Source organism: Rhodococcus sp. NPDC006774 (genome assembly GCF_040636045.1).
GTDB lineage: Bacteria > Actinomycetota > Actinomycetes > Mycobacteriales > Mycobacteriaceae > Rhodococcoides.
In genome coordinates this window covers 1-25,613 of sequence record NZ_JBEYIW010000025.1, presented here as the reverse complement: position 1 = coordinate 25,613, position 25,613 = coordinate 1, and the positions used below count along the sequence as shown (strand labels likewise).

General features: G+C 65.1%; 17 protein-coding genes. 16 read left to right on the top strand and 1 reads right to left on the bottom strand.

The genetic code is table 11. The features are described 5' to 3' along the window. The first annotated feature begins 47 nt into the window (after positions 1-47). From cobM to ABZ677_RS24525, 16 genes are all read left to right on the top strand, one after another. Positions 48-791 carry a precorrin-4 C(11)-methyltransferase gene (gene cobM / locus ABZ677_RS24600; protein ID WP_358374184.1) on the top strand — a complete coding sequence of 248 codons (744 nt, stop codon included), beginning with the start codon at positions 48-50 and terminating at the stop codon, positions 789-791. Next, positions 788-1,537, top strand: a complete 750-nt coding sequence (gene cobF / locus ABZ677_RS24595; protein ID WP_358374181.1) for a precorrin-6A synthase (deacetylating) — start codon at positions 788-790, stop codon at positions 1,535-1,537. The genes cobM and cobF overlap by 4 nt, the downstream gene beginning before the upstream one ends. A 67-nt stretch (positions 1,538-1,604) precedes the next feature. After that, a complete protein-coding gene (gene glf, locus ABZ677_RS24590; protein WP_358374179.1) occupies positions 1,605-2,834 on the top strand; it encodes a UDP-galactopyranose mutase in 1,230 nt (409 codons plus the stop codon). Next, positions 2,831-4,738: a glycosyltransferase gene (locus tag ABZ677_RS24585; RefSeq protein ID WP_358374177.1), complete on the top strand. Its 1,908-nt coding sequence runs from the start codon at positions 2,831-2,833 to the stop codon at positions 4,736-4,738. Before glf ends, ABZ677_RS24585 begins: the two co-directional genes overlap by 4 nt. Beyond that, positions 4,716-5,252, top strand: coding sequence for a phosphatase PAP2 family protein (locus ABZ677_RS24580; protein ID WP_052047296.1), 537 nt, complete (start codon positions 4,716-4,718; stop codon positions 5,250-5,252). Before ABZ677_RS24585 ends, ABZ677_RS24580 begins: the two co-directional genes overlap by 23 nt. Then, a complete protein-coding gene (locus ABZ677_RS24575) occupies positions 5,249-6,154 on the top strand; it encodes a decaprenyl-phosphate phosphoribosyltransferase (RefSeq protein WP_037187181.1) in 906 nt (301 codons plus the stop codon). The genes ABZ677_RS24580 and ABZ677_RS24575 overlap by 4 nt, the downstream gene beginning before the upstream one ends. Positions 6,155-6,194: 40 nt before the next feature. Further along, entirely contained in the window at positions 6,195-7,997 is a 1,803-nt protein-coding gene (gene zomB, locus ABZ677_RS24570) for a flagellar motor control protein ZomB (RefSeq protein WP_196250541.1), read from the top strand. A gap of 219 nt (positions 7,998-8,216) precedes the next feature. Next, positions 8,217-9,227 (top strand): alpha/beta hydrolase family protein, encoded by a 1,011-nt coding sequence (locus ABZ677_RS24565; RefSeq protein ID WP_170945858.1) that lies wholly within the window; start codon positions 8,217-8,219, stop codon positions 9,225-9,227. Between the two features lie 330 nt (positions 9,228-9,557). Continuing rightward, positions 9,558-10,571 (top strand): alpha/beta hydrolase family protein, encoded by a 1,014-nt coding sequence (locus ABZ677_RS24560; RefSeq protein ID WP_052047297.1) that lies wholly within the window; start codon positions 9,558-9,560, stop codon positions 10,569-10,571. A 222-nt stretch (positions 10,572-10,793) separates the two neighbouring features. Further along, the gene (locus ABZ677_RS24555; RefSeq protein WP_094633426.1) at positions 10,794-12,695 is read left to right on the top strand and encodes an alpha/beta hydrolase-fold protein; all 1,902 of its coding nucleotides are present in this window, start codon (positions 10,794-10,796) and stop codon (positions 12,693-12,695) included. A gap of 82 nt (positions 12,696-12,777) precedes the next feature. Next, complete coding sequence (locus tag ABZ677_RS24550) at positions 12,778-13,323, top strand: DUF732 domain-containing protein (RefSeq protein WP_094633508.1); 546 nt, start codon at positions 12,778-12,780, stop codon at positions 13,321-13,323. Between the two features lie 10 nt (positions 13,324-13,333). Beyond that, positions 13,334-14,287 carry a cutinase family protein gene (locus ABZ677_RS24545; protein WP_037187191.1) on the top strand — a complete coding sequence of 318 codons (954 nt, stop codon included), beginning with the start codon at positions 13,334-13,336 and terminating at the stop codon, positions 14,285-14,287. Positions 14,288-14,494: 207 nt separating this feature from the next. Continuing rightward, entirely contained in the window at positions 14,495-15,493 is a 999-nt protein-coding gene (locus ABZ677_RS24540; RefSeq protein ID WP_037187193.1) for an LLM class F420-dependent oxidoreductase, read from the top strand. 180 nt (positions 15,494-15,673) lie between these two features. Then, positions 15,674-17,572, top strand: a complete 1,899-nt coding sequence (fadD32, locus tag ABZ677_RS24535) for a long-chain-fatty-acid--AMP ligase FadD32 (RefSeq protein ID WP_037187195.1) — start codon at positions 15,674-15,676, stop codon at positions 17,570-17,572. Positions 17,573-17,615: 43 nt separating this feature from the next. Next, positions 17,616-22,637, top strand: a complete 5,022-nt coding sequence (gene pks13 / locus ABZ677_RS24530; protein ID WP_358374167.1) for a polyketide synthase Pks13 — start codon at positions 17,616-17,618, stop codon at positions 22,635-22,637. Positions 22,638-22,640: 3 nt separating this feature from the next. Then, positions 22,641-24,185, top strand: a complete 1,545-nt coding sequence (locus ABZ677_RS24525; RefSeq protein WP_037187200.1) for an acyl-CoA carboxylase subunit beta — start codon at positions 22,641-22,643, stop codon at positions 24,183-24,185. Positions 24,186-24,324: 139 nt separating this feature from the next. Here ABZ677_RS24525 and ABZ677_RS24520 read toward each other — a convergent pair whose 3' ends face one another. Next, complete coding sequence (locus tag ABZ677_RS24520; protein WP_358374164.1) at positions 24,325-25,296, bottom strand: hypothetical protein; 972 nt, start codon at positions 25,294-25,296, stop codon at positions 24,325-24,327. Positions 25,297-25,613: the final 317 nt, after the last annotated feature.

The following is a 25,613-nucleotide window of genomic DNA, read 5'->3' as shown; positions in this document are numbered from 1 at the left end:
GTTCCCGTGGCGCGGCGCGTCGGGCGCGTCGCATACGCTTTTCAGCTGTGACTGTGCACTTCATCGGAGCCGGACCCGGGGCTGCAGACCTGCTCACGCTGCGGGCCGTCGAGTTTCTCCGGTCGAGCCCGGTCTGCGTCTACGTCGGTACCTACATCGACGACGCCATCCTCGAACATTGCTCTGCAGGCACCCGACTGGTCGACACCGCGAAACTCGACCTGGACGCCATCACGGAAGAGCTGGTCGCCGCCCACGAGCGTGGGGAGGACGTCGCTCGTCTGTGTTCGGGGGATCCGTCCCTCTACTCCGCGCTGGCGGAGATGTCCGCTCGACTCGATGCCGCAGGCGTCCCCTGGGACGTCACCCCCGGCGTTCCGGCCTACGCGGCCGCAGCCGCCGCACTGGGCGTCGAGCTGACGGTTCCCGAGGTGACGCAGTCGGTGGTGCTCACCCGCGCGCAGGCCCGCTCGACGGCGATGCCCGATACCGAGGCGCTGAAGAACTTCGCCGCCACCAGGGCAACGCTTGCGCTGCACCTGGCGATCACCCGCACCCGACTCATCGCCGACGAACTGACGGAGTTCTACGGTCCGGAGTGCCCCGCGGTGGTCGTATTCCACGCCAGCAAGCCGGACGAGCTGATTCTGCGCGGCACCTTGGCGGACATCGCAGATCAGGTCGAGGCCGCCGACCTGCGACAGGCGGCGGTGATTCTGGTCGGTCCCGCCCTGGCGCGACGCGTCGTCACCGAATCCCACCTGTACGACGCCTGCCGGGACCGCTCGTGAGGATCCATCTGATCGGCATCGGCGGTGGGCACCCGGATCAGGTGACCGTCCAGGCCATCGAGAAACTCCGGGCCGTCGACGTGTTCATCGTGGCCGACAAGGGCGCGTCCGTCGGCGATCTCGGAGCGGCCAGGCAGGGCATTCTCGAGCGCCACCACGGTGGCAGCTACCGGGTGATCGAGGTACCCGACCCGCCACGCGACCGGTCGCCCCGGCAGTACGAGACCGCGGTCCTCGACTGGCACGACGCCCGCGCCCGCGCCTACGCCGATGTGCTCGACGGCCTCGCCGAAGGCACGGTCGTCGGATTCCTCGTCTGGGGAGACCCCGCGCTGTACGACAGCACGATCCGCGTCGCCGAGCGGCTGGCCGCGTTGCGCGACGACATCGAGTTCGATGTCACACCCGGTATCTCCAGTGTGTCGATGCTGGCGGCGAGTCACCGACTCGTGCTCAATCGCATCGGCGGACCGATCGTCATCACCACCGGCAGGAACTTGGCGGGCGACGTCGCTGCCGGCCTCGACAACCTGGTGGTGATGCTCGACGGCAACCTGGCCTGCAGCGCGCTGACCGGCGCAGGGTGGGGCATCCACTGGGGTGCCAACCTGGGGACGGCGGACGAGAAGCTGGTGGCGGGTCCACTCGACGACGTGTTGAGCGAGATCCGCCGCGCCCGCGAGGAGGTCAAGTCCCGGCACGGCTGGGTGATGGACACTTACCTGCTTCGACGTCCGACCGAATGACATCGGGCCCGCCGCGGGACGCCTGGCGGGGGAGAGCGGTCACGATCGTCGGATACCCTGGTTGCCCGTGACTGCTGTAAGCCCCGAGACCACCTCTTCCGACGCCTCCGTGACCGGCCGATACGACCTCATCGTCGTCGGATCCGGGTTCTTCGGACTGACCGTGGCGGAGCGGGCGGCGTCCCAGTTGGGCAAGCGTGTCCTCGTGCTGGATCGGCGGCACCACCTGGGCGGCAACGCGTATTCCGAGGCCGAGCCCGAAACGGGTATCGAGATCCACAAGTACGGCGCGCATCTGTTCCACACCTCGAACAAGCGGGTCTGGGAGTACGTCAACCAGTTCACCGACTTCACCAGCTACCAGCACCGCGTCTTCGCGCTGCACAAGGGTCAGTCGTATCAGTTCCCGATGGGCCTCGGCCTGATCTCGCAGTTCTTCGGCAAGTACTTCTCGCCTGCCGAGGCGCGGGCTCTCATCGAAGAGCAGTCCAACGAGTTCGACTCGAAGGACGCGCAGAACTTCGAGGAGAAGGCGATCTCTCTGATCGGGCGTCCGCTGTACGAGGCGTTCATCAAGGATTACACCGCCAAGCAGTGGCAGACCGATCCGAAGAATCTGCCCGCGGGCAACATCACCCGGTTGCCGGTGCGGTACACCTTCGACAACCGCTACTTCAACGACACGTACGAGGGACTGCCGGTCGACGGCTACACCGCGTGGCTCGAGAAGATGGCAGCCGACGAGAAGATCGAGGTCCGGTTGAACACGGACTGGTTCGACGTCAAGGCCGAGCTCGTGGCCGAGAGCCCCGACGCTCCCATCGTCTACACCGGCCCACTGGACCGCTACTTCGACTACTCCGAGGGCGAACTGGGTTGGCGCACAATCGACTTCGAGACCGAAGTGCTGCCGACCGGTGACTTCCAGGGCACCCCGGTGATGAACTACAACGACGGCGACGTGCCGTTCATTCGGATCCACGAGTTCCGTCATTTCCACCCCGAGCGCCAGTACCCGACCGACAAGACGGTCATCATGCGCGAGTTCTCCCGCTTCGCCAAGAGCGGCGACGAGCCGTACTACCCGATCAACACTCCGGACGACCGGAGCAAGCTCGAGGCCTACCGCGACCGCGCCAAGGCCGAAGCGGCCTCCAACGGAGTGTTGTTCGGTGGACGCCTCGGCACCTACCAGTACCTGGACATGCACATGGCGATCGCGAGCGCACTGAACATGTACGAGAACACCCTGGTTCCGCACTTCGAGACCGGCGCACCCCTGGCAGGCGACAAGTGACCGCCAAGCACCTGCTCGAGGACGGGGCCGCGGATGTCGCCCCGATTCTCGGAAAGTCGTTGCTGCAGCGGGTGCTGCTGCCGCGCTCGGGTGAACCGCTCGACGTGCGCACGCTGTACCTCGAAGAGGCGCTCACCAACGCCAAACGCGCACACTCGCTCTCGCGGACCTCGGTCACGATCGGCTCCGAGTCCGAGGTGTCGTTCTGCACCTACTTCAACGCGTTCCCGGCGAGCTACTGGCGGCGCTACAGCGTCCTGAAGTCCGTGGTGCTGCGCGTCGAAATCTCCGGACACTGCCGGATCGACGTCTACCGGTCCAAGGCCGACGCGTCGCGCATTCACGTCGAGGGCCGCGAGGCCGTGGACGGCGATGCGGCGCAGGAGTTTCTGATCGACCTCGGTCCGTTCGAGGACGGCGGCTGGATCTGGTTCGACATCACCTCCGACTCCGAGGTGGTGCTCGAGAGCGCGGGTTGGTATGCGCCGATCGAGGCACCGGGCGAGGCCACCGTCGCGGTCGGTATCCCTACCTTCAATCGCCCGACCGACGCCGTCAAAGCCCTTGTGGCCCTTGGCTCGGATCCGTTGGTTCTCGACGTGATCGAGGCCGTCATCATGCCCGATCAGGGCACCCGCAAGGCCAAGGACGAGCCCGGATTCGACGAGGCCGCAGCGGCACTCGGCGGCCGACTCGCCATCCACGATCAGGCCAACCTCGGCGGATCCGGCGGATACAGCCGCATCATGTACGAGGCACTGAACAACACCTCGTGCCAACACATCCTGTTCATGGACGACGACATCGAGATCGAGCCCGATTCGATCCTGCGGGCGCTGGCCATGTCTCGGTTCGCCAAGGTCCCCACGCTCGTCGGTGGCCAGATGCTGAACCTGCAGGCGCGCAGTCACCTGCACGTCATGGGCGAAGTGATCGACCGAAGCAACTTCATGTGGACCGGCGCGCAGAACGTGGAGTACGACCACGACTTCTCCGAGGACCCGCTGCGCACCAGCAAACTGCTGCACCGCCGCATCGACGTCGACTACAACGGCTGGTGGATGTGCATGATTCCGCGCGTCGTCGCCGAGGAACTCGGGCAGCCGCTGCCCCTGTTCATCAAGTGGGACGACGCCGAATACGGCTTGCGCGCACGGGAAGCCGGCTACCCGACGGTGACTCTGCCGGGTGCGGCCATCTGGCACATGGCGTGGAGCGACAAGGACGACGCCATCGACTGGCAGGCGTACTTCCATCTGCGCAACCGCCTGGTGGTGGCATCGCTGCACATGCCGGGCGACGGCAAGGGCCTGGTGCTCGACACGATCAAGGCCACGGTCAAGCATCTGCTGTGCCTCGAATACTCGACGGTCGCCATTCAGAACCTCGCGATCCGCGATTTCCTGGCGGGCCCCGAGCACATCCTCGAGATCCTGCCCACCGCGCTGCCGACCGTGCACGCACTGCGCAAGGAATTTCCCGACGCGGTCGTCGTCGGCAGTTCCACCGAGCTGCCGCTCGCGTCCGGTGAGGAAGTCGGAGCCGTCGGCCTGCCGACCAACCCGATCTCCAAGGTCCGCCGTCTGGCAAAAGGCTTGCTGCACAACGCAAAGCCCGCGCACACCCAGCACCATGAGCGCCCGCAGCTCAACGTCCCGACTCTCGACGCGCGCTGGTTCCTGCTCTCTCAGGTCGACGGCGTCACCGTCACCACTGCCGACGGTCGTGGCGTCGTCTACCGCAAGCGGGATCGCCGGCAGGCCGCGGCGTTGCTCAAGGAAGCCCTGTCGCTGCGCAAGCAGTTGGCAGCTGAATTCCCCGCCCTCAAGGCTCGGTACCGCGATGCCGTGCCGCACCTGACCAGTAAGGAAACGTGGGAACGTGTCTTTCGTTACCAGGCGTAAGGGCCAGACCGAGGCTCCGACGGAAGTCAGGATCCTCGAGAAGGTGCAGAGCACCGTCGGCAGTGCCCCCGGCGCGATCACCGTCGCCCGTGGCATGTCGCACTTCGGCGAACACGCACTCGGCTGGGTCGCGATCGCCGGTATCGGAGCCGCACTGGACAAGCCGCGTCGGCGTCAGTGGGCCTCGGTGGCCGTCGGGGCAGTCGGCTCCCACGCCGCGTCGATCGTCATCAAGCGCATCGTGCGCAGGCCACGCCCGCACGATCCGGCCGTGCGCATCAACGTCTCGACGCCCAGCAAGCTGAGCTTCCCGTCCTCGCATGCGACATCCACCACAGCCGCCGCGGTTCTCCTCGGCCGGGTGACCGGGCTACCGTTACCGGCGGTCCTCGTCCCACCCATGCTGCTCTCGCGCTTGGTGCTCGGAGTCCACTACCCCACCGACGTGCTGGCAGGATCGGCACTCGGCGCGTTGACGGCTGCGGCCGTCGTGAAGTTCGAAGGAGACAAATGAGCGAGGATGCCGCACCCGTAGGCGCACCGCCGAAGAACCTGGCGGACGGCATCGTCAAGGCGCTTCGTCCGCGTCAGTGGGTCAAGAACGTTCTGGTGCTGGCTGCGCCGCTGGCGGCCGGGTCGGTCACCGATCGCGACGTGCTGCTGTCCGTTGCGCTGGCGTTCGTCGTGTTCTGCTTCGCCGCCTCCGGGGTCTACCTGGTCAACGACGCCATGGACGTCGAAGCCGACCGCGCGCACCCCACCAAGCGCTTCCGGCCGATCGCCGCGGGCGTGCTGCCCGTCAACATCGCCTACGCGATGGCGGTGGTGTCCCTCGGACTCGCCATCGGCCTCTCGTTCATCGCGAACTGGAAGCTGGCGCTGGTCATCGGCGTCTACATCGTCATCCAGCTGGCGTACTGCTTCGGCCTCAAGCACCAGGCCGTGCTCGACATCTGCATCGTCTCCTCGGGCTTCCTGCTCCGCGCGATCGCCGGTGGAGTTGCTGCCTCGATCCCGCTGTCGCAGTGGTTCCTGCTGATCATGGCGTTCGGCTCGCTGTTCATGGCGGCCGGTAAGCGCTACGCGGAGCTGCAGCTCGCCGAACGCACCGGAGCGAAGATTCGCAAATCGCTCGAGAACTACACCACCACGTACCTGCGATTCGTCTGGACACTGTCCGCGACTGCCGTTGTCATCTGTTACGGCCTGTGGGCGTTCCAGGAAGACGCAGGCACGGGTGCCAACTGGTTCGCCATCTCGATGATTCCGTTTACTATCGCAATCCTGCGATATGCAGTGGATGTCGATGGCGGCGAGGCAGGCGAACCCGAAGAGATCGCGTTGGGAGACAGGGTTCTGCAGCTACTCGCCATAGCGTGGATCGGAGTGGTTGGTGTCGCTGTCTACCTCGCCTGACCAGCGAGACGCGCGAGAAGAGAACTCCGCTCGGGCACCGATGACCCGGCCCGTCTTCTGGATCGGGACCGTGGTCACCGGGGCGTTGTTCCTCTGGGGTGCGTGGGAGCGCCGCTGGATCGCCGACGACGGCCTGATCGTTCTCCGTACCGTCCGTAACCTGCTGGCAGGTAACGGACCGGTGTTCAATGCGGGCGAACGGGTGGAGACCAACACCAGCACCATCTGGACCTACCTCGTCTATGCGGGCAGTTGGCTGAGCGAGGGCAGGCTCGAGTACGTCGTTCTGACGATCGCACTGGTTCTGTCCACGGCGGCCGTCGTCATCGCGATGATCGGCACGTTCGCGCTGCGCGGCCGCACCGCGACGAAGACTCTGTTCCTGCCTGCCGGTGTATTGGTCTACATCGCGGTTCCGCCCGCCCGCGACTTCGCGACGTCCGGCCTCGAGACCTGCCTGGTCATCTTCTGGTTGGCGATGCTGTGGCTGCTGATGGTTCGGTGGGGTCAGCGCCGCGCCGGTGGCGTCGAGCTGCTGCTGCTGGCCTTCTTCGCCGGGCTCGGCCCGCTGGTGCGTCCGGAACTGTCCATCGTGGCGGTGCTGGCGCTGGCGATGATCTTCCTGGCCCCGCAGAGTTGGTTGTCCCGGCTCCGAGTGTTCGTTTTCGCCGGAGCCGTGCCGGTGCTCTATCAGATCTGGCGCATGGGCTACTACGGCCTGCCGTACCCCAACACCGCGGTCTCGAAGGATGCAGGCGGAGCCAAGTGGTCGCAGGGATTCGAGTACCTGTCCAACCTCGTGGGCCCGTACCTGCTGTGGCTGCCGCTCGTACTGCTCGTCGTCGGTGCCGTTCTGTCGGCCTCCCGAGTGCAGTTGTCCCTGCCCCGTACCGTCGGCGGCTGGCTCGCGGCACTACGGACGCCGACCGCCGTGGTCGTCTTCGTATTGATCAGTGGACTTCTGCTGGCTTTGTACGCGATTCGCGTCGGCGGCGATTTCATGCACGGTCGAACATTGTTGCCGGCATTGTTCACGCTTTTGTTGCCGATTTCGGTGCTGCCGGTTGCCCTCCCCGAACGCTGGTCTGCAGACCGCGCCACCGCGGTTTTCGCCGCCGATCTTTTCGTCTGGGGTGGCATCGTCGTCTGGGCCGTGGTGGCTGCCAATACGACGGGTATGCCGCAGGGCTCGATCGTCGGCCGGAGCGGCATCGTCGACGAGCGAGCGTTCTACTCGCTCAACACCGGGCACGCTCATCCGATCCTGGCCTCGGACTACCTCGACTACCCGCGGATGCGAGGGATGGTCGAGGCGATCGAGGACACTCCCGACGGCGGCCTGCTGTTGCCGTCGGCGCAGTTCACGTATTGGGATGTCGTGCCACCACCGCTGCCCATCCCCGAGGGTGGGTTCGGTCACACCGTCTTCTTCCTGAACCTCGGAATGACCAGCATGAATGTCGGTCTCGACGTGCGGGTGATCGACCAGATGGGGCTGGCCTACCCGTTGGCGTCACACACCGAGCGGCTCGAGAACGGTCGGATCGGGCACGACAAGAACCTGTATCCGGACTGGGTCGTGGCCGATCTCGGGCTCGTCGCCGTCCATCCGTACCTGCCCTGGTACATGGACGAGGACTGGGTCACCGAGGCTCAGGTGGCACTGACCTGCCCCGACACCCAGGAGCTGCTGACCTCGTATCGGGCCCCGCTGACGAAGGAATTGTTCGTCCGGAATTTCAAGCGTTCGCTCTTCTACGCCGGATATCGGTTCGATCGGGTGCCGAAGTACGAAATACAACGATGTGATCTTCCGGCCCCGATATTGAAGGCAGACAATTAGGTGTCCGAACACGAAAGGGTCACCGGGTTGCGCCGAATTGGTCTCGACGCCAAGATGAGCTATCTCGATCATGTAACGGGGGTCGTCCTTCGCGCGATAAGTGCGGAGGATGTGTATGCGTCCGACCTGTGTGGTCGGACGACAGACATGGTGAACTTGCGAGATCAAGCGTTGATTGCGTAACCGATGTGACGACGAAGCAGCTGAGAGGTCGAGTGCATGCTGGGTAGAAGGAAGAGCCGGTCCGAGGACAAGCGAGGTGGGTCCTGGGGACGCCGCGCCGCCACGTCCATGCTGATGGCAGTGGTCCTACCACTGGGATTGGCTGTAGCCGGTGGTGGCGCAACTGCCAATGCGGCCTTCGACGGCAATGCCATCGACGTATGGACGGACTCGAGCATGGGTCCGATCAAGAGCCGCGTCTGGCGCGCCGCGGACGGTAACACCAACCGTGTCGTCTACCTGCTCGACGGGCTGCGGGCCACCAACGACATCTCCGGCTGGGAGCACGAGACCGACGCCGGTGCAGTGTTGGCCTCCTGGAACATCAACGTCGTCGAGCCGGTCGGCGGACAGTCGAGCTTCTACTCCGACTGGTACGCACCCTCGAACTTCAACGGGCAGCAGACCACCTACAAGTGGGAAACCTTCCTGACCCAGAACCTGCGTGAGAACCTGCGTGCGAACTGGGGCTTCAACCCGAACCGCAACGGTGTCATCGGCATCTCGATGGGTGGCTCGGCTGCTCTGACGCTCGCCGCGTACCACCCGGACCAGTTCAGCTACGCAGGCTCGCTGTCCGGCTACCTGAACATCTCCGCTCCCGGCATGCGTGAAGCGATGCGTCTGGCCCTGCTCGACTCCGGCCGCTACAACATCGACGCGATGTGGGGACCGCCGTGGGATCCGGCGTGGCTGCGCAACGACCCGTTCGTCTTCGCACCTCGCCTGCGTGACAACGGAACGCGCGTGTGGGTCTTCGCAGGCAGCGGTCTGCCCGGCGGACTCGATCGCCCGCAGAGCTTCATCGACTACTACAACACCGCCAACGGCATGGGCCTCGAGGCCATCGCGCTGGCGAACAGTCGTGCGTTCCAGATCCGCATGGCCAGCATCGGTGCCAACAACGTCACGTATGCGTTCCCGGCCGTCGGTACCCACCAGTGGGGTTACTGGGGCGAGCAGATCCGCATCATGGCACCGGACCTGAGCGCCAACATCGGTAACTGACCCGGTCAACGGTCATTTCGGTTGTTTCGCCCGTTTTTCGGCCTTTCGTGAAACTTCACGACTTTTCAGGGCTGTTCAGCGGGGACCGGGCAGGATAGTCTCCTGTTTCAGGGAAACGTCGAGGTGAAACTGGGACGCTGATCACAGTTTTGCCTTGGAACCGCTCGATGGAATAACCTCCATCGAGCGGTTCGCCTGTTTTCACAGCAGAACCTCAGATTTTTCGGGACCACGTCGTCCTTCGGCCTCGAGGGGCCACCAGGAAAGCCCTGTTCGATTGCCGGGGGCCGCATGTCGCGGAGACCGCGTAGATGAGAGAGAGCACGATTCATGCGATTTGCCGGCCTCAGCAGAACACCGAAGGCGTCTTCACGCTGGCGTCAGCGCCTGCTCGGCGTCGGTGCTGCAGCGCTCGTCCTTCCCCTCGCAGCCGGTGTCGTCGGTGGAGCAGTGGCTGTTGCAGCGCCCGCTCCTGTCGCGCATCAGGCCCCTGCCGGTGGCCGTGAAGACCTGATCGTCCCGTCCGAGATGGGCCCCATCAAGGTTCAGGTGCAGTGGGCGGCCCGCGGCGGAAACGCTGCTCTCTACTTGCTCGACGGACTGCGCGCACGCGACGACCGCAACGCCTGGACGTTCGAGACCAACGCGCAGGATCAGTTCGCAAACGACGACGTGACCCTGGTCATGCCCGTCGGTGGTCAGTCGAGCTTCTACAGCGACTGGTACACCTCGTCGAACTTCAACGGCCAGGAAGTCACCTACAAGTGGGAGACGTTCCTGACCCAGGAACTGCCTGCGTTCCTCGAGAACTACGGTGTCTCGCGCAGCAACAACGGTGTTCTCGGACTGTCGATGGGTGGCTCGGCCGCTCTGACGCTCGCCGCGTACCACCGCGATCAGTTCAAGTTCGCCGGTTCGCTCTCGGGCTACCTCAACATCTCGGCACCCGGCATGCGCGAGGCCATCCGCGTCGCCATGCTCGATGCCGGACGCTTCAACGTCGACTCCATGTGGGGACCGCCCTGGAACCCGGCGTGGCTGCGTAACGACCCGTTCGTCTTCGCACCGAGGCTGGAGGGCATGTCCCTGTACATCTCGGCAGCCAGTGGTCTGCCCGGCGAGTTCGATCGACCGGCCGCGCCGATCGATTTCTACAACACCGCCAACGGCATGGCTCTCGAGGCCCTCTCGCTCGCCAACACCCGTGCATTCCAGATCCGCATGAACACCCTCGGCATCCCGGCCACCTACAGCTTCCCGTCCAACGGCATTCACGCATGGCCGTACTGGGGAGCCGAGCTGTGGAAGGCTCGCGGCCAGATCCTGGACGCGCTCAACGCCTGACACCGATCGACAAGTTGTTCTTCGAGAAATGCCGCCCCGCGTCTGTGCGCCGGGCGGCATTTTTCGGTCTCGACCGTGATCGCCACCGTCGACCCAGTTCACAATTGCACCACCAGTCACAGCGAGTCTGCTGCTCGTCGGCATCGGGCACGTGTAGAAAGACATACGAAGCATGTCTCGATAGGAGACCTTCGAAAGTCACGTCGAAAGAGAGTCACCATCATGCGCACTGAGCTTGTTCGGTTCGGTCGGACTACATCGGCCGGCACACGGGCTCGGCGAGCGGCAGCAGCGCTGACCGTCGCTTCCGCGCTGATGATCCCCTTCGCGACGACGACCGTTGCCTCCGCTGCCCCCGTCGCGCGGACGGCACCTGTCGCACTTGCCGGGCCTGCCTACACGCAGACGTCCGGTGCCACGGTGACCTCGGTGGATTGGCTCTCCGACCGTCGCGTCGCCCTGTGGATCGAATCTCCGTCGATGGGCACGCCCATCCAGGTTCAGCTGCTGCTCGCACGTGACTGGAACATCAACCCGCAGGCGACGTTCCCGCAGGTGTACATGCTCGACGGACTGCGCGCCACGGATCAGGAGAACGGCTGGACGGCCGAGACCGATGCCGAGTCGTACTTCGCCGACAAGAACGTCAACGTGGTCCTGCCCATCGGCGGCCAGTCCAGCTTCTACTCCGACTGGGTCGATCAGGACAACGGAAAGAACTACCAGTGGGAGACGTTCCTGACCAAGGAACTTCCGCCCATTCTGGAACGCGATTGGCGCAGCACCGACAACCGCGGAGTCGTCGGACTGTCGATGGGCGGCACGTCCGCGATGTTCCTCGCAGCGCGTAATCCCGGTTTCTTCAAGTTCGCCGGATCGCTCTCGGGCATCCTGAGCACCACCTCGCTCGGCATGCCGCAGGCCATCCAGTACGCGATGACCGACGCCGGCGGGTTCAACTCGAGCGCCATGTGGGGGCCGCCGTCGAATTCGCTGTGGGCACAGCATGATCCGTACATGTTGGCCGACAAGCTCGAGGGCGTCAGTCTGTACATCTCCAGCGGCAACGGCTCGGCCGGACCGTACGATCAGCCGTCGCCCATTCCCGGCGTGAGCACCAATTACGCCGGCATGGGGCTCGAGATCCTGTCGCGACTGACCTCGCAGACGTTCGCCACCAAGCTCAATCAGCTCGGGATTCCTGCTCAGGTCAACTACCGGCCGTCGGGCACGCACTCGTGGCCGTACTGGCAGTTCGAGCTGCATCAGCTGTGGCCGCAGCTCGCCACCGCGCTCGGTGTCGAGGTCGACAAGCCCGCGTGCAGCGCTGCCGGACTGATCGGCAACGCGAGCGGTGCCAATTCGTGGCTCGGGCCGTGCTTGACCGCCGAATACAACGTGGCAGGCGGACGGGCTCAGGACTTCACCTTCGGTCGGGTCTTCTTCACCCCCGATACCGGGGCGCAGGTCGTTGCCGGTGCCATCGGTGGCATCTATCAGGGCAACAGGGGCCCCGAGGGCGCTCTCGGCTTCCCGACGACCGGCGAGATCGGAACTCCCGACGGTCGTGGACGGTTCAACGCCTTCCAGAACGGCATGGTCTACTTCACGCCGCAGACCGGCGCGCACGCGGTCAAGGGCGCGGTGCTCGACGAGTGGGCCGCCCAGGGTTACGAGGGCGGACCGCTGGGCTACCCGGTGCTCGACGAGGTCGCGACGCCGAACAAGCCCGGATCGGTGCAGGGCTTCGAGATAGGTGCCATCTACACCTCGCCCGACGCAGGGGTGCACTCGGTGCAGGGCATGATTCTGGGCAAGTACGGCGAATTGGGTTGGGAGGGTGGAGCTCTCGGGTTCCCCAAGTCCAACGAGCTGGGCCCGATCAGGGACGGCGGACGCTTCAACCAGTTCGAGACGGGCAACATCTACTGGAGCCCTCTGAGCGGAGCCTGGTCCACCCCGTACGGTCCGATCTTCGACGCGTGGGGATCGGTCGGCTACGAGGGCGGCCGGTTGGGTTACCCCACCAGCGATCAGTTCGACATCGACGGTGGCGGTAAGCAGCAGAACTTCCAGTTCGGCATCATCACGCTGAAGGACGGCGTTGCCACGATCGCGCCGTAACGAGGTGCACGACTCTTCAGAGTCCTCTCAGAGCGTGGCGGTACTGTCGCCTGCGAACCCGACGACCGAAGGATTTCGATCGATGACGCGTAATTCCCTCACCAGGACTCTGTCGCTCGGTGTGTTCGCCGTGGCGGCGAGTGCGATGCTGGTGGCCTGCGGGAGTGACGACTCGACGGCGACCGGAGCGCCGACGAGCACCACCTCGGCCGCTCAGACGACGACCGAGGCGAGTTCGACGACGTCGGCTGCCGAGACCACCACTGCTGCGCCCACCACAAGCCCGGGTGAGGCGGCCACCGCGCCGCCCGAGCAGCCGCAGCCGGTCCCGGACGATTTCCCGGGGCCGACGGAAAGCCAGATCGACGACCGCGGTACGAGTTTCCTGGACGAGTTGAAGAAGCAGGGCATCACTCCGGCTGGCAACGGCGACATCGCGGTGTCGACGGCCAATTACATCTGTGCCGCGCAGGCGCAGGGAGTCGCGGCGGAGGAGATCTCGACGTTCGTCACTGCGAACGTCGGCGTCGAGGCCAGCGCAGCCGGAACTCAGGTGAGCGAGACGCAGGCTCAGCAAACAGCCCAGACCTACATCGCCGCCGCGCAGGCGACCTACTGCAGGCCGTAGATCCACGGTGATGGCCAAGCGTAAGCGCAGAATTCTTCCGGTGATCGCCGTTGCGGCGATCATCGGTCTGATCATCGTCGCTCTGTGGTACCTGCTGGCCGGACGGCTGCCGAAGGAACCGGGTATCCCGGTGCCGCCGGGTCCCGAGGAGCCGACGTCGCAGCCGGCGGACTGCCCCGACGTCCAGGTCATCGCCATTCCCGGTACCTGGGAGTCGTCTGCCACCGACGATCCGTACAACCCGACGGCCAATCCGGCCTCGCTGATGCTCAACGTCACTCGCCCGCTGCAGGAGCAGTTCCCCGGCTCGCGAGCCGACGTCTACACCGTGCCGTACGTGGCTCAGTTCTCGAACCCCATCGCACTGCCGCCGGACGGCCAGCAGTCCTACAACAACAGTCGTACCGAAGGCAAAGCCGTCGCCGTGCAGAAGATGACCGATGTCAGCGCGCGTTGCCCGTTGACCAACTTCGTCCTCACCGGTTTCTCGCAGGGCGCGGTCATCGCCGGCGACATCGCGGCTGACATCGGAGCGGGCAACGGTCCCATCTCCGCCGATCGGGTTCTCGGTGTCACCGTCATCGCCGACGGTCGACGCGACGGCGTCTCCGGTACCGACGTTCCGGCCCCGCTCGACGGCGTCGGTGCAGAGGTCGCTCTGGGCGGACTCGACCTGCCCGGCATCACGATGACGGGGCGTCGAGAAGGTGGCTTCGGTGCTCTCGACGACCGGACCAACGAGATCTGCGCTCCCGGCGACTTGATCTGCTCGTCACCGTCGGATGGATTGTCGCTCCGCAACATTCCGCAGAGCATCCAGATTCTGATCGGTGCTGCAGGCAACCCCGTTCATGCGTCGTACAACAGTTTTGTCGTCGACGAATCCGGTACGACGGCCACTCAGTGGACCGCTGCGTGGGCCGCCGGACTGATCGAGAACGCCCCGACGCCCGCGCATTCGTGAGCGACGACGCTTCATAACGGAAACGTCACAACGCAATGCGTGGCGATCTATTGCCAGGCACAAACCTGAGCCGTGAAACCCCCCAGCCGGTGTGATCGACTCCGGTCAGCAGCTAGAGTGGCGCCTTGGACCTGCGCAGATCGGCCTCGGCCGGGCTGCTCTCGCCACCCGAAACAAGACCGCTGCACACTCCGAGGAGAGCAATAGATGAGTTCCGCCGAGGCCGCGACCGCAGGGCCGCGCAAATTCCGATTCGCTGCAGGCGGAGAGGGAAACGCCGAGGAGGGCGGGGCTCGGAAGTTCATCAAGCTGGCGCAACAGGCCGAGGAACTGGGCTACGACAGCTTCATGATTCCCGACCACCTGGGCAACCAGGTCGGTCCGATCGCGGCACTCGGAGCACTCGCCGTCGCCACCGACAAGATTCGGCTCGGCACTGCTGTCCTGGCCAACGGCTTCCGGCATCCTGCGGTGCTGGCCAAGGATGCGGCCACCATCGATGTGCTGTCGGGCGGTCGACTCGAACTCGGTCTTGGTGCGGGGTGGATGCGTGAGGAGTACGACAAGGCGGGTATCACGTACGACCGCCCGGGCGTGCGCATCGAGAAGCTCGAAGAGACCCTCGAAATTCTCGACGTCCTGTTGCGCGGTCAGGAATGCAACTTCGAGGGCAAGCACTACACGATCGCAGGACTCAAGGGCAGTCCTCGGCCACGGCAGGGGCCGCGTCCTCCGATCTGCATCGGCGGTGGCGGTCCGAAGATGCTCGCGCTCGCGGCCAAGCACGCCGACATCATCTCCGTGGTGCCGAGCACCTCGAAGGAGGGCAAGCTGTTGCTCTCGGGCATGACCATCGAGAAGACCCTCGAGCGAGTCGAGCTCATTCGCAGCGCTGCGGGGGATCGGTTCGACGACATCGAACTGAACTGGGCCATCACCACGATCGTCGTCACCGACGATCGGGAGCAGATGGCCGAGATGGCGCTGGCGGCACTCGACAACGGCTACCCGCCGAACGTGGACGTCGACGTCAAGCTCACCGTCGAGGACATTCTGTCGTCTCCGTACCTCGCATTCGGGACATACGAGGAAATTGCCGATCAGATCCGTAACGTTCGCGCGCGAACGACGATGTCCTATGTCGGGGTTTTCCCTACTCAAATGGAAGCATTCGCGCCGGTTGTCGACTTGCTGAAAGGCGAGTGACGTAGGCGCGTGTCGGTACGATGTAGCTGGCCTCGAAACCAGGTGCCAAACCGACACCGTAAGAGCTACTAGTCAGTAACATAAAACGCTGTTCGGTGTCTGCATGCACGTAGCCGGTCGTGTGGGCCCAGGTCACGCAGGCTGTGTGGCAGCGGATTCGTGTCGGAGGAGATTGAAGTAATGAGCCACACGTTCGATGATTTCATCGATGAGAACGGCCACATCACCATCGGCGAAGGGCAGACACTCGTCCGCCACGTCGAGGTGAACGTGCAGGAGAATTCCGACACGCTCGCGTACCGGTTCGTCGACTACTCCCGGGAACGTGACGGTGAAGCTCACGAGCTCACCTGGGCCGAGTTCGGTACTCGCCTCAAAGCTGTCGCTGCTCGCCTGCAGCAGGTCACCCAGCCCGGTGATCGCGTGGCCATCCTGGCCCCGCAGGGACTCGAGTACGTCATCGCCTTCTTCGGTGCGATCTACGCGGGCACCATCGCGGTTCCGCTGTTCGATCCCGACGAGCCCGGTCACACCGACCGCCTGCATGCCGTCCTCGGTGACTGCAAGCCCAGCGCCATCCTCACCGCGAGCAATTCGGCTGCAGGCGTGCGCGCGTTCTTCCGCGCGCTGCCTGCTGCGGAGCGGCCCAGGATCATCGCGGTCGACGCCGTCCCGGACAGCGTCGGCGAGACGTGGGTCGAGCCCAAGGCCGGGCTCGACGACATCGCCTACCTGCAGTACACGTCCGGCTCGACGCGTACCCCGGCCGGCGTCGAGATCACGCACCGGGCAGTGGGCGTGAACGCGCTGCAGATGGTCGACAGCATGGAGATCAACCACGACTCCCGCGGTGTCACCTGGCTGCCGATGTTCCACGACATGGGCCTGCTCACCGTCATCCTCCCGGCGCTCGGCGGCAAGTACATCACCATCATGAGCCCGCGTGCCTTCGTGCAGCGGCCCTGGCGCTGGATCAAGGAGCTCGCCGCAGTCTCCGACGGCGCAGGCACCTTCGCAGCAGCACCGAACTTCGCGTTCGAGCACGCCGCCCAGCGCGGTCTGCCGAAGAACGGCGAGAGCCTCGACCTGTCCAACGTCATCGGTCTGATCAACGGCAGTGAGCCCGTCACCACGTCGTCGATGAAGAAGTTCAACGAGGCGTTCGGTCCGTACGGTCTGCCGAAGTCCGCGATCAAGCCGTCCTACGGCATGGCGGAGGCGACTTTGTTCGTCTCCACCAGCAAGCACGCCGACGAGGCGAAGGTGGTCTACGTCGACCGCGTCGAGCTCAACGCGGGCAACTTCGTCGTCGTCGCCCCCGACGCCCCCGGTGCCATCCCGCAGGTGTCCACCGGAACCGTCGCCCGCAGCCAGTGGGCTGCCATCGTCGATTCCGAGACCGCCGGCGAGGTTGCCGACGAGCACGTCGGTGAGATCTGGTTGCACGGCGAGAACATCGGCAAGGGCTACTGGGGCCGCGAAACCGAGACCACGGAGACCTTCCACAACAAGCTCGTCCACCGCAATCCCGAGGGCTCGCACGCAGAGGGCGCTCCCGAGGGTGGTAACTGGATGCGTACCGGCGACTTCGGTGTCTACCACGACGGCGAGCTCTACATCACCGGCCGCGTCAAGGACCTCGTCATCGTCGACGGCCGCAATCACTACCCGCAGGACATCGAGTTCTCGGCTCAGGAAGCCAGCAAGGCCCTGCGTCCCGGCTTCGTCGCGGCCTTCGCCGTCCCGCTCAACCAGCTTCCGGACGTCGTGTTCGAGTTCAGTGGCGCAGCCCTGACCAAGGACTCCGACGACAGCTCCGAGCAGCTCGTCATCGTCGCCGAGCGCGCACCCGGCTCCGGCAAGGCAGACCCGGCTCCGATCGCCGACGAGGTGCGTGCCGCAGTGTCCGCCCGGCACGGCGTCACGGTTCGCGACGTCCTCCTCGTACCGGCCGGTTCCATTCCGCGTACGTCGAGCGGCAAGATCGCTCGACGCGCATGCAAGGCGGCGTACATCGAGGGCACGCTGCGTGGCGGTTATCAGCAGACGGCCTTCCCGGACGCAGAACTGCCCGACTGACGGACGCATCTTCCGTTTTTCCTCCGACACGACTTGGTGAGTAATGGCTGAACTAGAGACAGACAAAATCGAGCGCGTGGACGGCGGAGACCTCACGGTTGCGCAGTTGCGGGACTGGCTGCGCAACTGGGTTGCGGACGCGACCGGGCAACCGGCGTCGGCCATCTCCGACGACCGCCCGATGGAGGAATTCGGTCTGTCCTCTCGCGATGCCGTCGCACTGAGCGGCGAGATCGAGGAACTCGTGGGGGTCACGTTGACCGCCACCGTCGTCTATCAGCACCCCACCATCGCTTCGCTCGCCAAGATCATCATCGAGGGCGAGCCGGACGAGCCGGTCGGCACCGTCGACGATGCGTTCTACACCAGCGGTGGCCAGTCGGGCGACGCGCACGACGTCGCGATCGTCGGCCTGTCCTCTCGATTCCCTGGCACCGGACACACTCCGGAAGAGATGTGGTCGCTGCTGATCGAGGGCCGCGACGGCATCACCGATCTGCCCGACGGCCGCTGGCAGGAATTCACCTCCGATCCCGTCATCGCTGCGGCGGTGGCCGCGACGGTGACCAAGGGCGGTTACCTCGACGACGTCAAGACCTTCGACGCCGAGTTCTTCGCGATGTCGCCCAACGAGGTCGTCAACGTCGATCCGCAGCAGCGGCTCGCGCTGGAACTGACCTGGGAAGCGTTGGAGCACGCGCACATTCCGGCCAGCTCGATCAAGGGCAGCCAGGTCGGCGTCTTCATCGGCAGCTCGTCCAACGACTACCAGCTCATCGCCGTCAGCGACCCGGCCGTGCACCCGTATGCCCTCACCGGCACGTCCACCGCCATCGTCGCCAACCGAGTGTCGTACTTCTACGACTTCCGCGGGCCGTCGATCGCCGTCGACACCGCGTGCTCGTCGTCGCTGGTCGCCGTGCATCAGGCGGTGCGCAGTCTGCGTACCGGCGAATCCGATCTGGCCGTTGCCGGTGGCGTCAACATGCTGCTCGCGCCGCCCATCACCGTCGGATTCGGCCAGACGGGTGTGCTTGCGCCCGACGGCAGAATCAAGGCCTTCTCCTCCGACGCGAACGGCATGATCCGTTCCGAAGGCGGCGGACTCGTCGTGCTCAAGCGACTCGAGGACGCCGAACGCGACGGGGACGACATCCTCGCCGTCATCGCCGGATCCGCGATCAACCAGGACGGCCGCTCCAACGGACTGCTCGCACCGAGCCCGGACGCACAGGCCGATGCGCTGCGGTTCGCCTACCGCGACGCCGGTATCAACCCGTCGGGCGTGGACTACATCGAAGCGCACGGCACCGGAACCATTCTGGGCGACCCGATCGAGGCCGACGCTCTCGGTCGTGTGGTCGGTCGTGGCCGTGACGCCGACAAGCCGGCTCTGTTGGGATCGGCGAAGACGAACTTCGGCCACCTCGAATCTGCCGCAGGCGCAGCAGGTCTGATCAAGGTCGTCCTCGCGATGCAGCAGAACAAGCTGCCCGCCTCGCTGAACTACGCGGGCCCCAACCCGTACATCGACTTCGACAAGGCGCATCTGAAGGTGATCCCGGAGGCCACCGACTGGCCGCGGTACACCGGCAAGGCCGTCGCGGGCGTGTCCGGTTTCGGATTCGGTGGCACCAACGCGCACGTCGTCGTGCGCGAGTACGTCCCGGGTGAGACCGACGGCGCATTCGACCCCTCGGCCGTGGACCCGGACGCCGCGGTGGTGGAGGGCGTCTACGAGGAGCAGCTCGATTCCGAGACGACCAGCCCGGTCGCCGAGGCCGAGACCATCCTGGCAGAGTCCGAAAGTGCTCCGGAGACAGTGATTCTCGCGGTGTCCGCCGCCCTGCCGTCGCGTCGTAAGCGGGCTGCATCGGAATTGGCCGACTGGCTCGAGACCGAAGAGGGCAGCACGACGCCTCTCGTCGACGTCGGCCGCACGTTGGCTCGCCGCAACCACGGGCGTTCGCGCGCAGTGGTTCTGGCCTCCTCGACGGCCGAGGCCATCGCGGGCCTGCGCGCCATCGCCGCCGGCAAGCCTGGCCCGGGCGTGTTCTCCGCGGATTCACCCGCGTCCAACGGAGCCGTGTGGGTGTTCTCCGGCTTCGGTTCGCAGCACCGCAAGATGGCATCGCGGCTGTACCGCACCAACGCGGTGTTCGCGGCCGAGGTCGACAAGGTGGACGAGCTGCTCGTCGACGAGGCCGGCTACTCCATCCGCGAGATCGTCCTCGACGACTCGCAGACCTACGAGTTCGAGAACTCCCAGGTCGGCATCTTCGTCATCCAGATCGCCTTGGCGGCAACGCTTCGCGCGCACGGTGCCGAGCCGGCAGCCGTCATCGGCCACTCGATGGGTGAGGTCGCCGCCGCCTACGTCGCCGGTGGCCTGAACCTCGAAGACGCAGTGCGCATCATCTACGCCCGTTCGCGACTGCTGGCCGAGGGGCAGGACGGACTCGGAGCCGCATCGCAGGGTGCCATGGCTCTCGTCGAATACACCCCGGACGAGGTCAAAACCCTCACCGATCAATTCCCCAACGTCGAACCCTGCGTCTACGCAGCACCGACGCACACCACCGTCGGAGGACCACGCGCCGAGGTCGAGGCTCTCGTCGACATGGCCGAGGCAGCAGGCAAGATGGCCCGCCTGCTCGACGTCAAGGGTGCCGGACACACCGCAGCAGTCGACGTGCTGCTCGGTGAGCTGGCCGCCGAACTGGCCGGAATCGAACCGAGCAAGCTCACCGCCGGGGTCTACTCGTCGGTCGATCGTGAGGCGCACTATCGCGTCGGGCATGCGGCGATCCACGGTGTCGACTACTGGACCAAGGGAATGCGTCATCCGGTCTGGTTCACTCAGGCCGTCAATGTCGCTGTGGGAGACGGTCACACGACGTTCGTCGAGCTCGCTCCCAACCCGGTCGCGTTGATGTCGGTGGCCGCCACGGCATGGGCTGCAGGCGTCGCCGATTCGACTTTGATCCCGACGCTCAAGCGCAAGGAGGACGAGTCCGAGACCTTCCTCGCCGCTCTCGCGCAGCTGTACGTCCACGGCCACGCACTGGAACTGGCGACGCTGTTCGAGTCCGGTCCGTACGCGCCGATCCCGCGAACTGCGTACCTGCGCAAGGAGTTCTGGCTCAACTCGCAGGTCAGCTCCAGTGGTAACACGCGGGTGCCCGGCGCACGCGTCGCACTGCCCGACGGCCGCCACGTCTGGGAAGTTCAGGCCTCGGCCGTCACCGGTTTCGATGCACTCGTCACTGCTGCTGCGTCGCAGGTGTTCTCCGATGTGGCCCTGGGTGTTTCGGTTTCCCATGCCGGCGTGCCGAAGGTGGGCACTGTCGTCACGACGTTGACCTCGCACCTCGGCGGCGCGTCGGTTCAGGTGCACGCACACGAGGGCTCGGCGTTCACCCTGCTGCACGAGGCCGTCGTCACGTCCGGTGATGCGCGTCCGGAACCCGTTGTCGCTGTGGAAGAGCGTTCCTCTTCTCCCATGGAGGAACTGCCGGAGGTCGTCGAGACCTTCGGTGATCGCTGGGATCCCAACGGCAATCAGAAGCTCGAAGACCGGCTGGCCATCATCGTCGCTGAGTCCATGGGCTACGCGCCCGAGGATCTGCCGCCCGAGGTTCCGCTGATCGAACTGGGTCTCGATTCGCTCAGCGCCGTCCGGATCAAGAACCGGGTGGAGTACGAATTCGACATCCCCACAGTGCAATTGCAGGCCGTGCGCGACGCGAATCTGCGTGAGGTGGAGAAGTACCTGCGCTACGCGATCGAGAACCGCGACGAGGTGCAGGCCCTGGCAGACAAGCAGGCGGCGGAGAAGGCGGCCGAGCAGGCTGCTGTTGCGCCTGCTCCGGTCGAGGCTGCCCCCGTTGCCGAGGATGTCGCTCCCGTCGAGACGGCTGCCCCGGCTGTTGCTGCCGCGGCGCAGACCGACCTCGGCGGCAAGGAAGCCTTCGCCGAGGCCGCCGGGTCCGACGTGCCTCCGCGCGACAATGCCGAGCGGATGACGTTCGCGACATGGGCTGTGGTGACGAAGGAATCGGCCAAGGGCATCTTCAACACCCTGCCCATCCTCGACGACGAGACGGCCGAGAAGCTGGCCGCTCGTCTGACCGAGCGGGCAGGCGGCGAGATCACCTTCGACGACGTCCTGGACTCGGAGACCATCGAGCAGCTCGCCGACAAGGTTCGTCCGCACCTCGAAGACGGTGAGATCGACGGCGTCGTACGCAACCTGCGTGCCCGCCCCGAAGGTTCCACCGCCACACCGGTGTTCGCGTTCCACTCGGCCGGTAGCTCCACCGTCGCCTACGAGCCGCTGCTGCGGAAGCTGCCTGCAGGCACGCCGATGTACGGACTCGAGCGCGTCGAAGGGCCCATCGCGGTACGAGCAGCGGAATACGTGCCGCTGATCAAGGCGATCCAGCTCGAAGGACCGTACGTGTTCGTCGGCTGGTCGCTGGGCGGCATCCTCGCCTACGAGGTGGCGCGTCAGATGGAGGAAGAGGGCATCGAGGTCGCCTACGTCGGGCTGCTCGACACCGTCATGCCCGGTACGCAGATCCCGGACACCAAGGACGAGGTGCGCAAGCGCTGGGAGCGGTACGCGGCCTTCGCGAAGAAGACCTACAACGTCGACTACCCGATTCCGTACGACAAGTTGGTCGAATCGGACGACGAGGGCCAGATCCGCATCATCACCGATCTGGTGAAGCTCAGTGGCGCGAAGATCCCCGGCGGCATCATCGAGCACCAGCGCACGTCGTGGCTCGACAACCGGGCGATCCAGACGGCCGAGCTCAAGAAGTACGGCGGACACGTGACGCTGTACATGGCCGACAAGTACCACGACGACGCCATCGCCCTCGAGCCCGCGTACGCCAGCCGTGAAGAGCACGGTGGCTGGGGACCTGTGGTCGAGGACCTCGAGATCGTGTACGTCGGAGGCGACCATCTCGCCGTCGTCGACGAGCCGTACATTGGAAAAATTGCGGCCCATTTGTCGAAGACGCTCGAGAACATCGAGTCTGCAAGAACCGGAGCGTAGATCTTGAGTGGCACCACTGCGGAGAAGCTGGCCGAACTACGGGCGAAGCTCGAACAGGCCAAGGAGCCGGCCGGCGACATCGGCGTAGCGAAGCGCGCGAAGAAGGGCATCCCCAGCGCCCGCGATCGCGTCAACTCGTTGCTCGATCCCGGTAGCTTCGTCGAGATCGGCGCACTGGTGAAGGCCCCGAACGATCCCGGTGCCCTCTACAGTGACGGCGTCGTCACCGGTCACGGAACCGTCGACGGCCGTCCGATCGCCGTGTTCTCGCACGATCAGACGGTGTTCGGCGGAACCGTCGGCGAGATGTTCGGCCGCAAGGTCGCAGGCATCATGGACTTCGCGATCAAGATGGGGTGCCCCGTCGTCGGCATCAACGACTCCGGTGGAGCACGTGTTCAGGACGCGGTCACGTCGCTGGCCTGGTACGCCGAACTGGGCCGACGCCACGAGGCGCTGTCCGGTCTGTGCCCGCAGATCTCCCTGATCCTCGGCAAGTGTGCCGGTGGTGCCGTGTACGCGCCCATCAACACCGACATCGTCGTCGCCACCGAAGAGGCGTACATGTTCGTCACCGGCCCGGACGTCATCAAGTCCGTCACCGGTGAGGACGTCAGCCTCGACGAACTGGGCAGTGCTCGCGTCCAGGCGGTCAACGGCAACGTGCACCACGTGGCAGCGGACGAGAAGGCCGCGTTCGAGTGGATCCGGAACTACCTGAGCTACATGCCGTCGAGCTGCCAGGAAGAGTCGCCGGTGATCAACCCGGGGCTAGAGCCCGAGCTCACCGACTCCGATCGCAAGCTCGATTCGTTCATGCCCGACGCCGACAACGCCGGCTACGACATGCACGACATCATCCTGCGTATTTTCGACGACGGTGAATTCCACGAGCTGTCGGGCCAGACGGCACCGAACGTCATCACCGGCTTCGCCCGCGTCGACGGCCGGCCGGTGGGCATCGTCGCCAATCAGCCGATGCACCTGTCCGGGGCGCTCGACGCCAAGGCAGCGGACAAATGCGCCCGGTTCATCCGCCTCAGCGATGCCTACAACATTCCGATCATCTTCCTGGTCGACACACCCGGCTTCCTGCCCGGCGTCGACCAGGAGACCCTCGGCGTCATCCATCGCGGTGGCCGCTTCATCTTCTCGTTCGTCGAAGCGACAGTGCCGAAACTGACTGTGGTGATTCGTAAGTCGTACGGCGGCGGATACGCGGTGATGGGCTCGAAGCAGCTCGGATCCGACATCAACCTCGCCTGGCCGACCGCCCGCATCGCCGTCATGGGTGCCGAAGGTGCCATCAACATCATGAGTCGCAAACAACTCGCCGAGGCCGGAGAGAACGCACCGGCGCTGCGCAAGCAGCTCATCAACTTCTACAACGAACACGTGGCAACGCCCTGGATCGCCGCCGAGCGTGGCTACATCGACGCGGTCATCGAGCCCTCCCAGACGCGCCTCGAAATTCGTAAGGCCCTGCACATCCTGAAGGACAAGGAAGTGCACAAGAGTCCACGTAAGCACTCGTTGCTTCCGATCTAGCGAGATTGAAGTGGTGCCCCTGCCCTCGCATGGGGTCGCTTCGCTCCCGTTCGCGTCAATGGACCACTGCACCGTTCAGACGTATGCAATGGTCCATTCACGCGACGGCCGGGCCGGTGTCAATGGACCACTGCACCGGTCAGACGTGTTCTGTGGTCCATTCACGCGGAACCATCACTACATCCGGTCGAGGTCGGGCGAGAGCGTGCTGGTAGTTCATCCGTAGGTCGTCGAGCACCTGATGCGGTCGATCGCGGATGTCTTGCGGTGAATGGGATACGACGATCAGACCGTGGGCCTGCATTCGGTTGCGTCGGGCTTGTGTCCGCTGGTAGTCGGCCGGTGACAGATGATGGGTCACGGAATCGATCTCCCGTGCCAGTGCCACGGCGTCGATCCACCCGTCCGTGTTGGCGATGAACTCTCCGCTTCCGGCGTAGATGTCGCAGTTGTGCGTCATCGTGGGCAGCCCGCTGGTTCGGTACAGACGTTGATCCGCGAGTTCTGCCACCGAGTGCGCGTTGTCCCGCAACTCGAGAAGCACACGGCGGGTGAGCGCACTGTAGCGTCGCGGGCCTTCGGCCAGTTCGGTGGCGATTTCGTCGATGGACGCGCTGCCTCTTTGGAGCACCTCGGTCAGCAAGGCGACGCACCGTGCCTCGGATCTCGCGGCCCGCGTGGCGTCGACCAATGAACGCACCAGAGGAGCAACTCGGATGCTGCCCTTGGTGATCGGCTCGGGAAGCCGCCACGTCCGCTCTGCTCGGACGAAAGACACCGATGCCCGACGCATCTCCGCGGGCAGCAGCAGATGAACCTCCCCGGAGGATCCGTTGGTCCCGTATCCGAACGAATCGAGTCCGACGCAGCCGGTGATCATGCTCGTCGGGCCGCCGTACGCGAGCGCCGCGGCTGAGCGCTCGAGGGTCGAGGGATGGCCGTTGCGTAGCAGTACGACACCCGGTAGCAACCGCTGCCACGGACCGCCTGCCGCGCATCTGCCGTCGATCGCTGCGTCACTCACGCCCACTTCGCGAAGCTGTCGGCGCGTCACTACGCCGGTCGAGCTCAGGTCGAACAACGAACCTGCGTTCCACTGTCGTCTTTTCATGCCCGAAGAGTCGAACTCGACACCGACACGTTTGTCGCATTTAGACGCTGTCGCCGATTGTCTGTGGATACCCGACGAGGCTGTGGATGGATCGGCTGCTACCGGTCGCGAGCCGGACGACGCTGTCGGACTCGAATGATAAAGCCGTCAGATGGAGCCCGATGAAGTCCGCGGTCTGTGCCCCACCGGAGGGTGAATGGACCATCCACGCGCTCAGACGTATGTGCACCGCTCCCCAGAAGTTGGACTGAGGAATTCAGTTCCGACTACTGGGGAGCGTGTGTATGCGTGTACGGAGTTCACTTACCGAGGATCAG

Coding starts and splice junctions, on each gene's coding strand:
- ABZ677_RS24555 (WP_094633426.1), top strand. CDS start 10,794: ATGCGCACTGAGCTTGTTCGGTTCGGTCGGACTACATCGGCCGGCACA.
- zomB (WP_196250541.1), top strand. CDS start 6,195: ATGACCCGGCCCGTCTTCTGGATCGGGACCGTGGTCACCGGGGCGTTG.
- ABZ677_RS24550 (WP_094633508.1), top strand. CDS start 12,778: ATGACGCGTAATTCCCTCACCAGGACTCTGTCGCTCGGTGTGTTCGCC.
- ABZ677_RS24565 (WP_170945858.1), top strand. CDS start 8,217: ATGCTGGGTAGAAGGAAGAGCCGGTCCGAGGACAAGCGAGGTGGGTCC.
- ABZ677_RS24575 (WP_037187181.1), top strand. CDS start 5,249: ATGAGCGAGGATGCCGCACCCGTAGGCGCACCGCCGAAGAACCTGGCG.
- ABZ677_RS24545 (WP_037187191.1), top strand. CDS start 13,334: ATGGCCAAGCGTAAGCGCAGAATTCTTCCGGTGATCGCCGTTGCGGCG.
- ABZ677_RS24520 (WP_358374164.1), bottom strand. CDS start 25,296: ATGAAAAGACGACAGTGGAACGCAGGTTCGTTGTTCGACCTGAGCTCG.
- pks13 (WP_358374167.1), top strand. CDS start 17,616: ATGGCTGAACTAGAGACAGACAAAATCGAGCGCGTGGACGGCGGAGAC.
- ABZ677_RS24540 (WP_037187193.1), top strand. CDS start 14,495: ATGAGTTCCGCCGAGGCCGCGACCGCAGGGCCGCGCAAATTCCGATTC.
- fadD32 (WP_037187195.1), top strand. CDS start 15,674: ATGAGCCACACGTTCGATGATTTCATCGATGAGAACGGCCACATCACC.
- ABZ677_RS24560 (WP_052047297.1), top strand. CDS start 9,558: ATGCGATTTGCCGGCCTCAGCAGAACACCGAAGGCGTCTTCACGCTGG.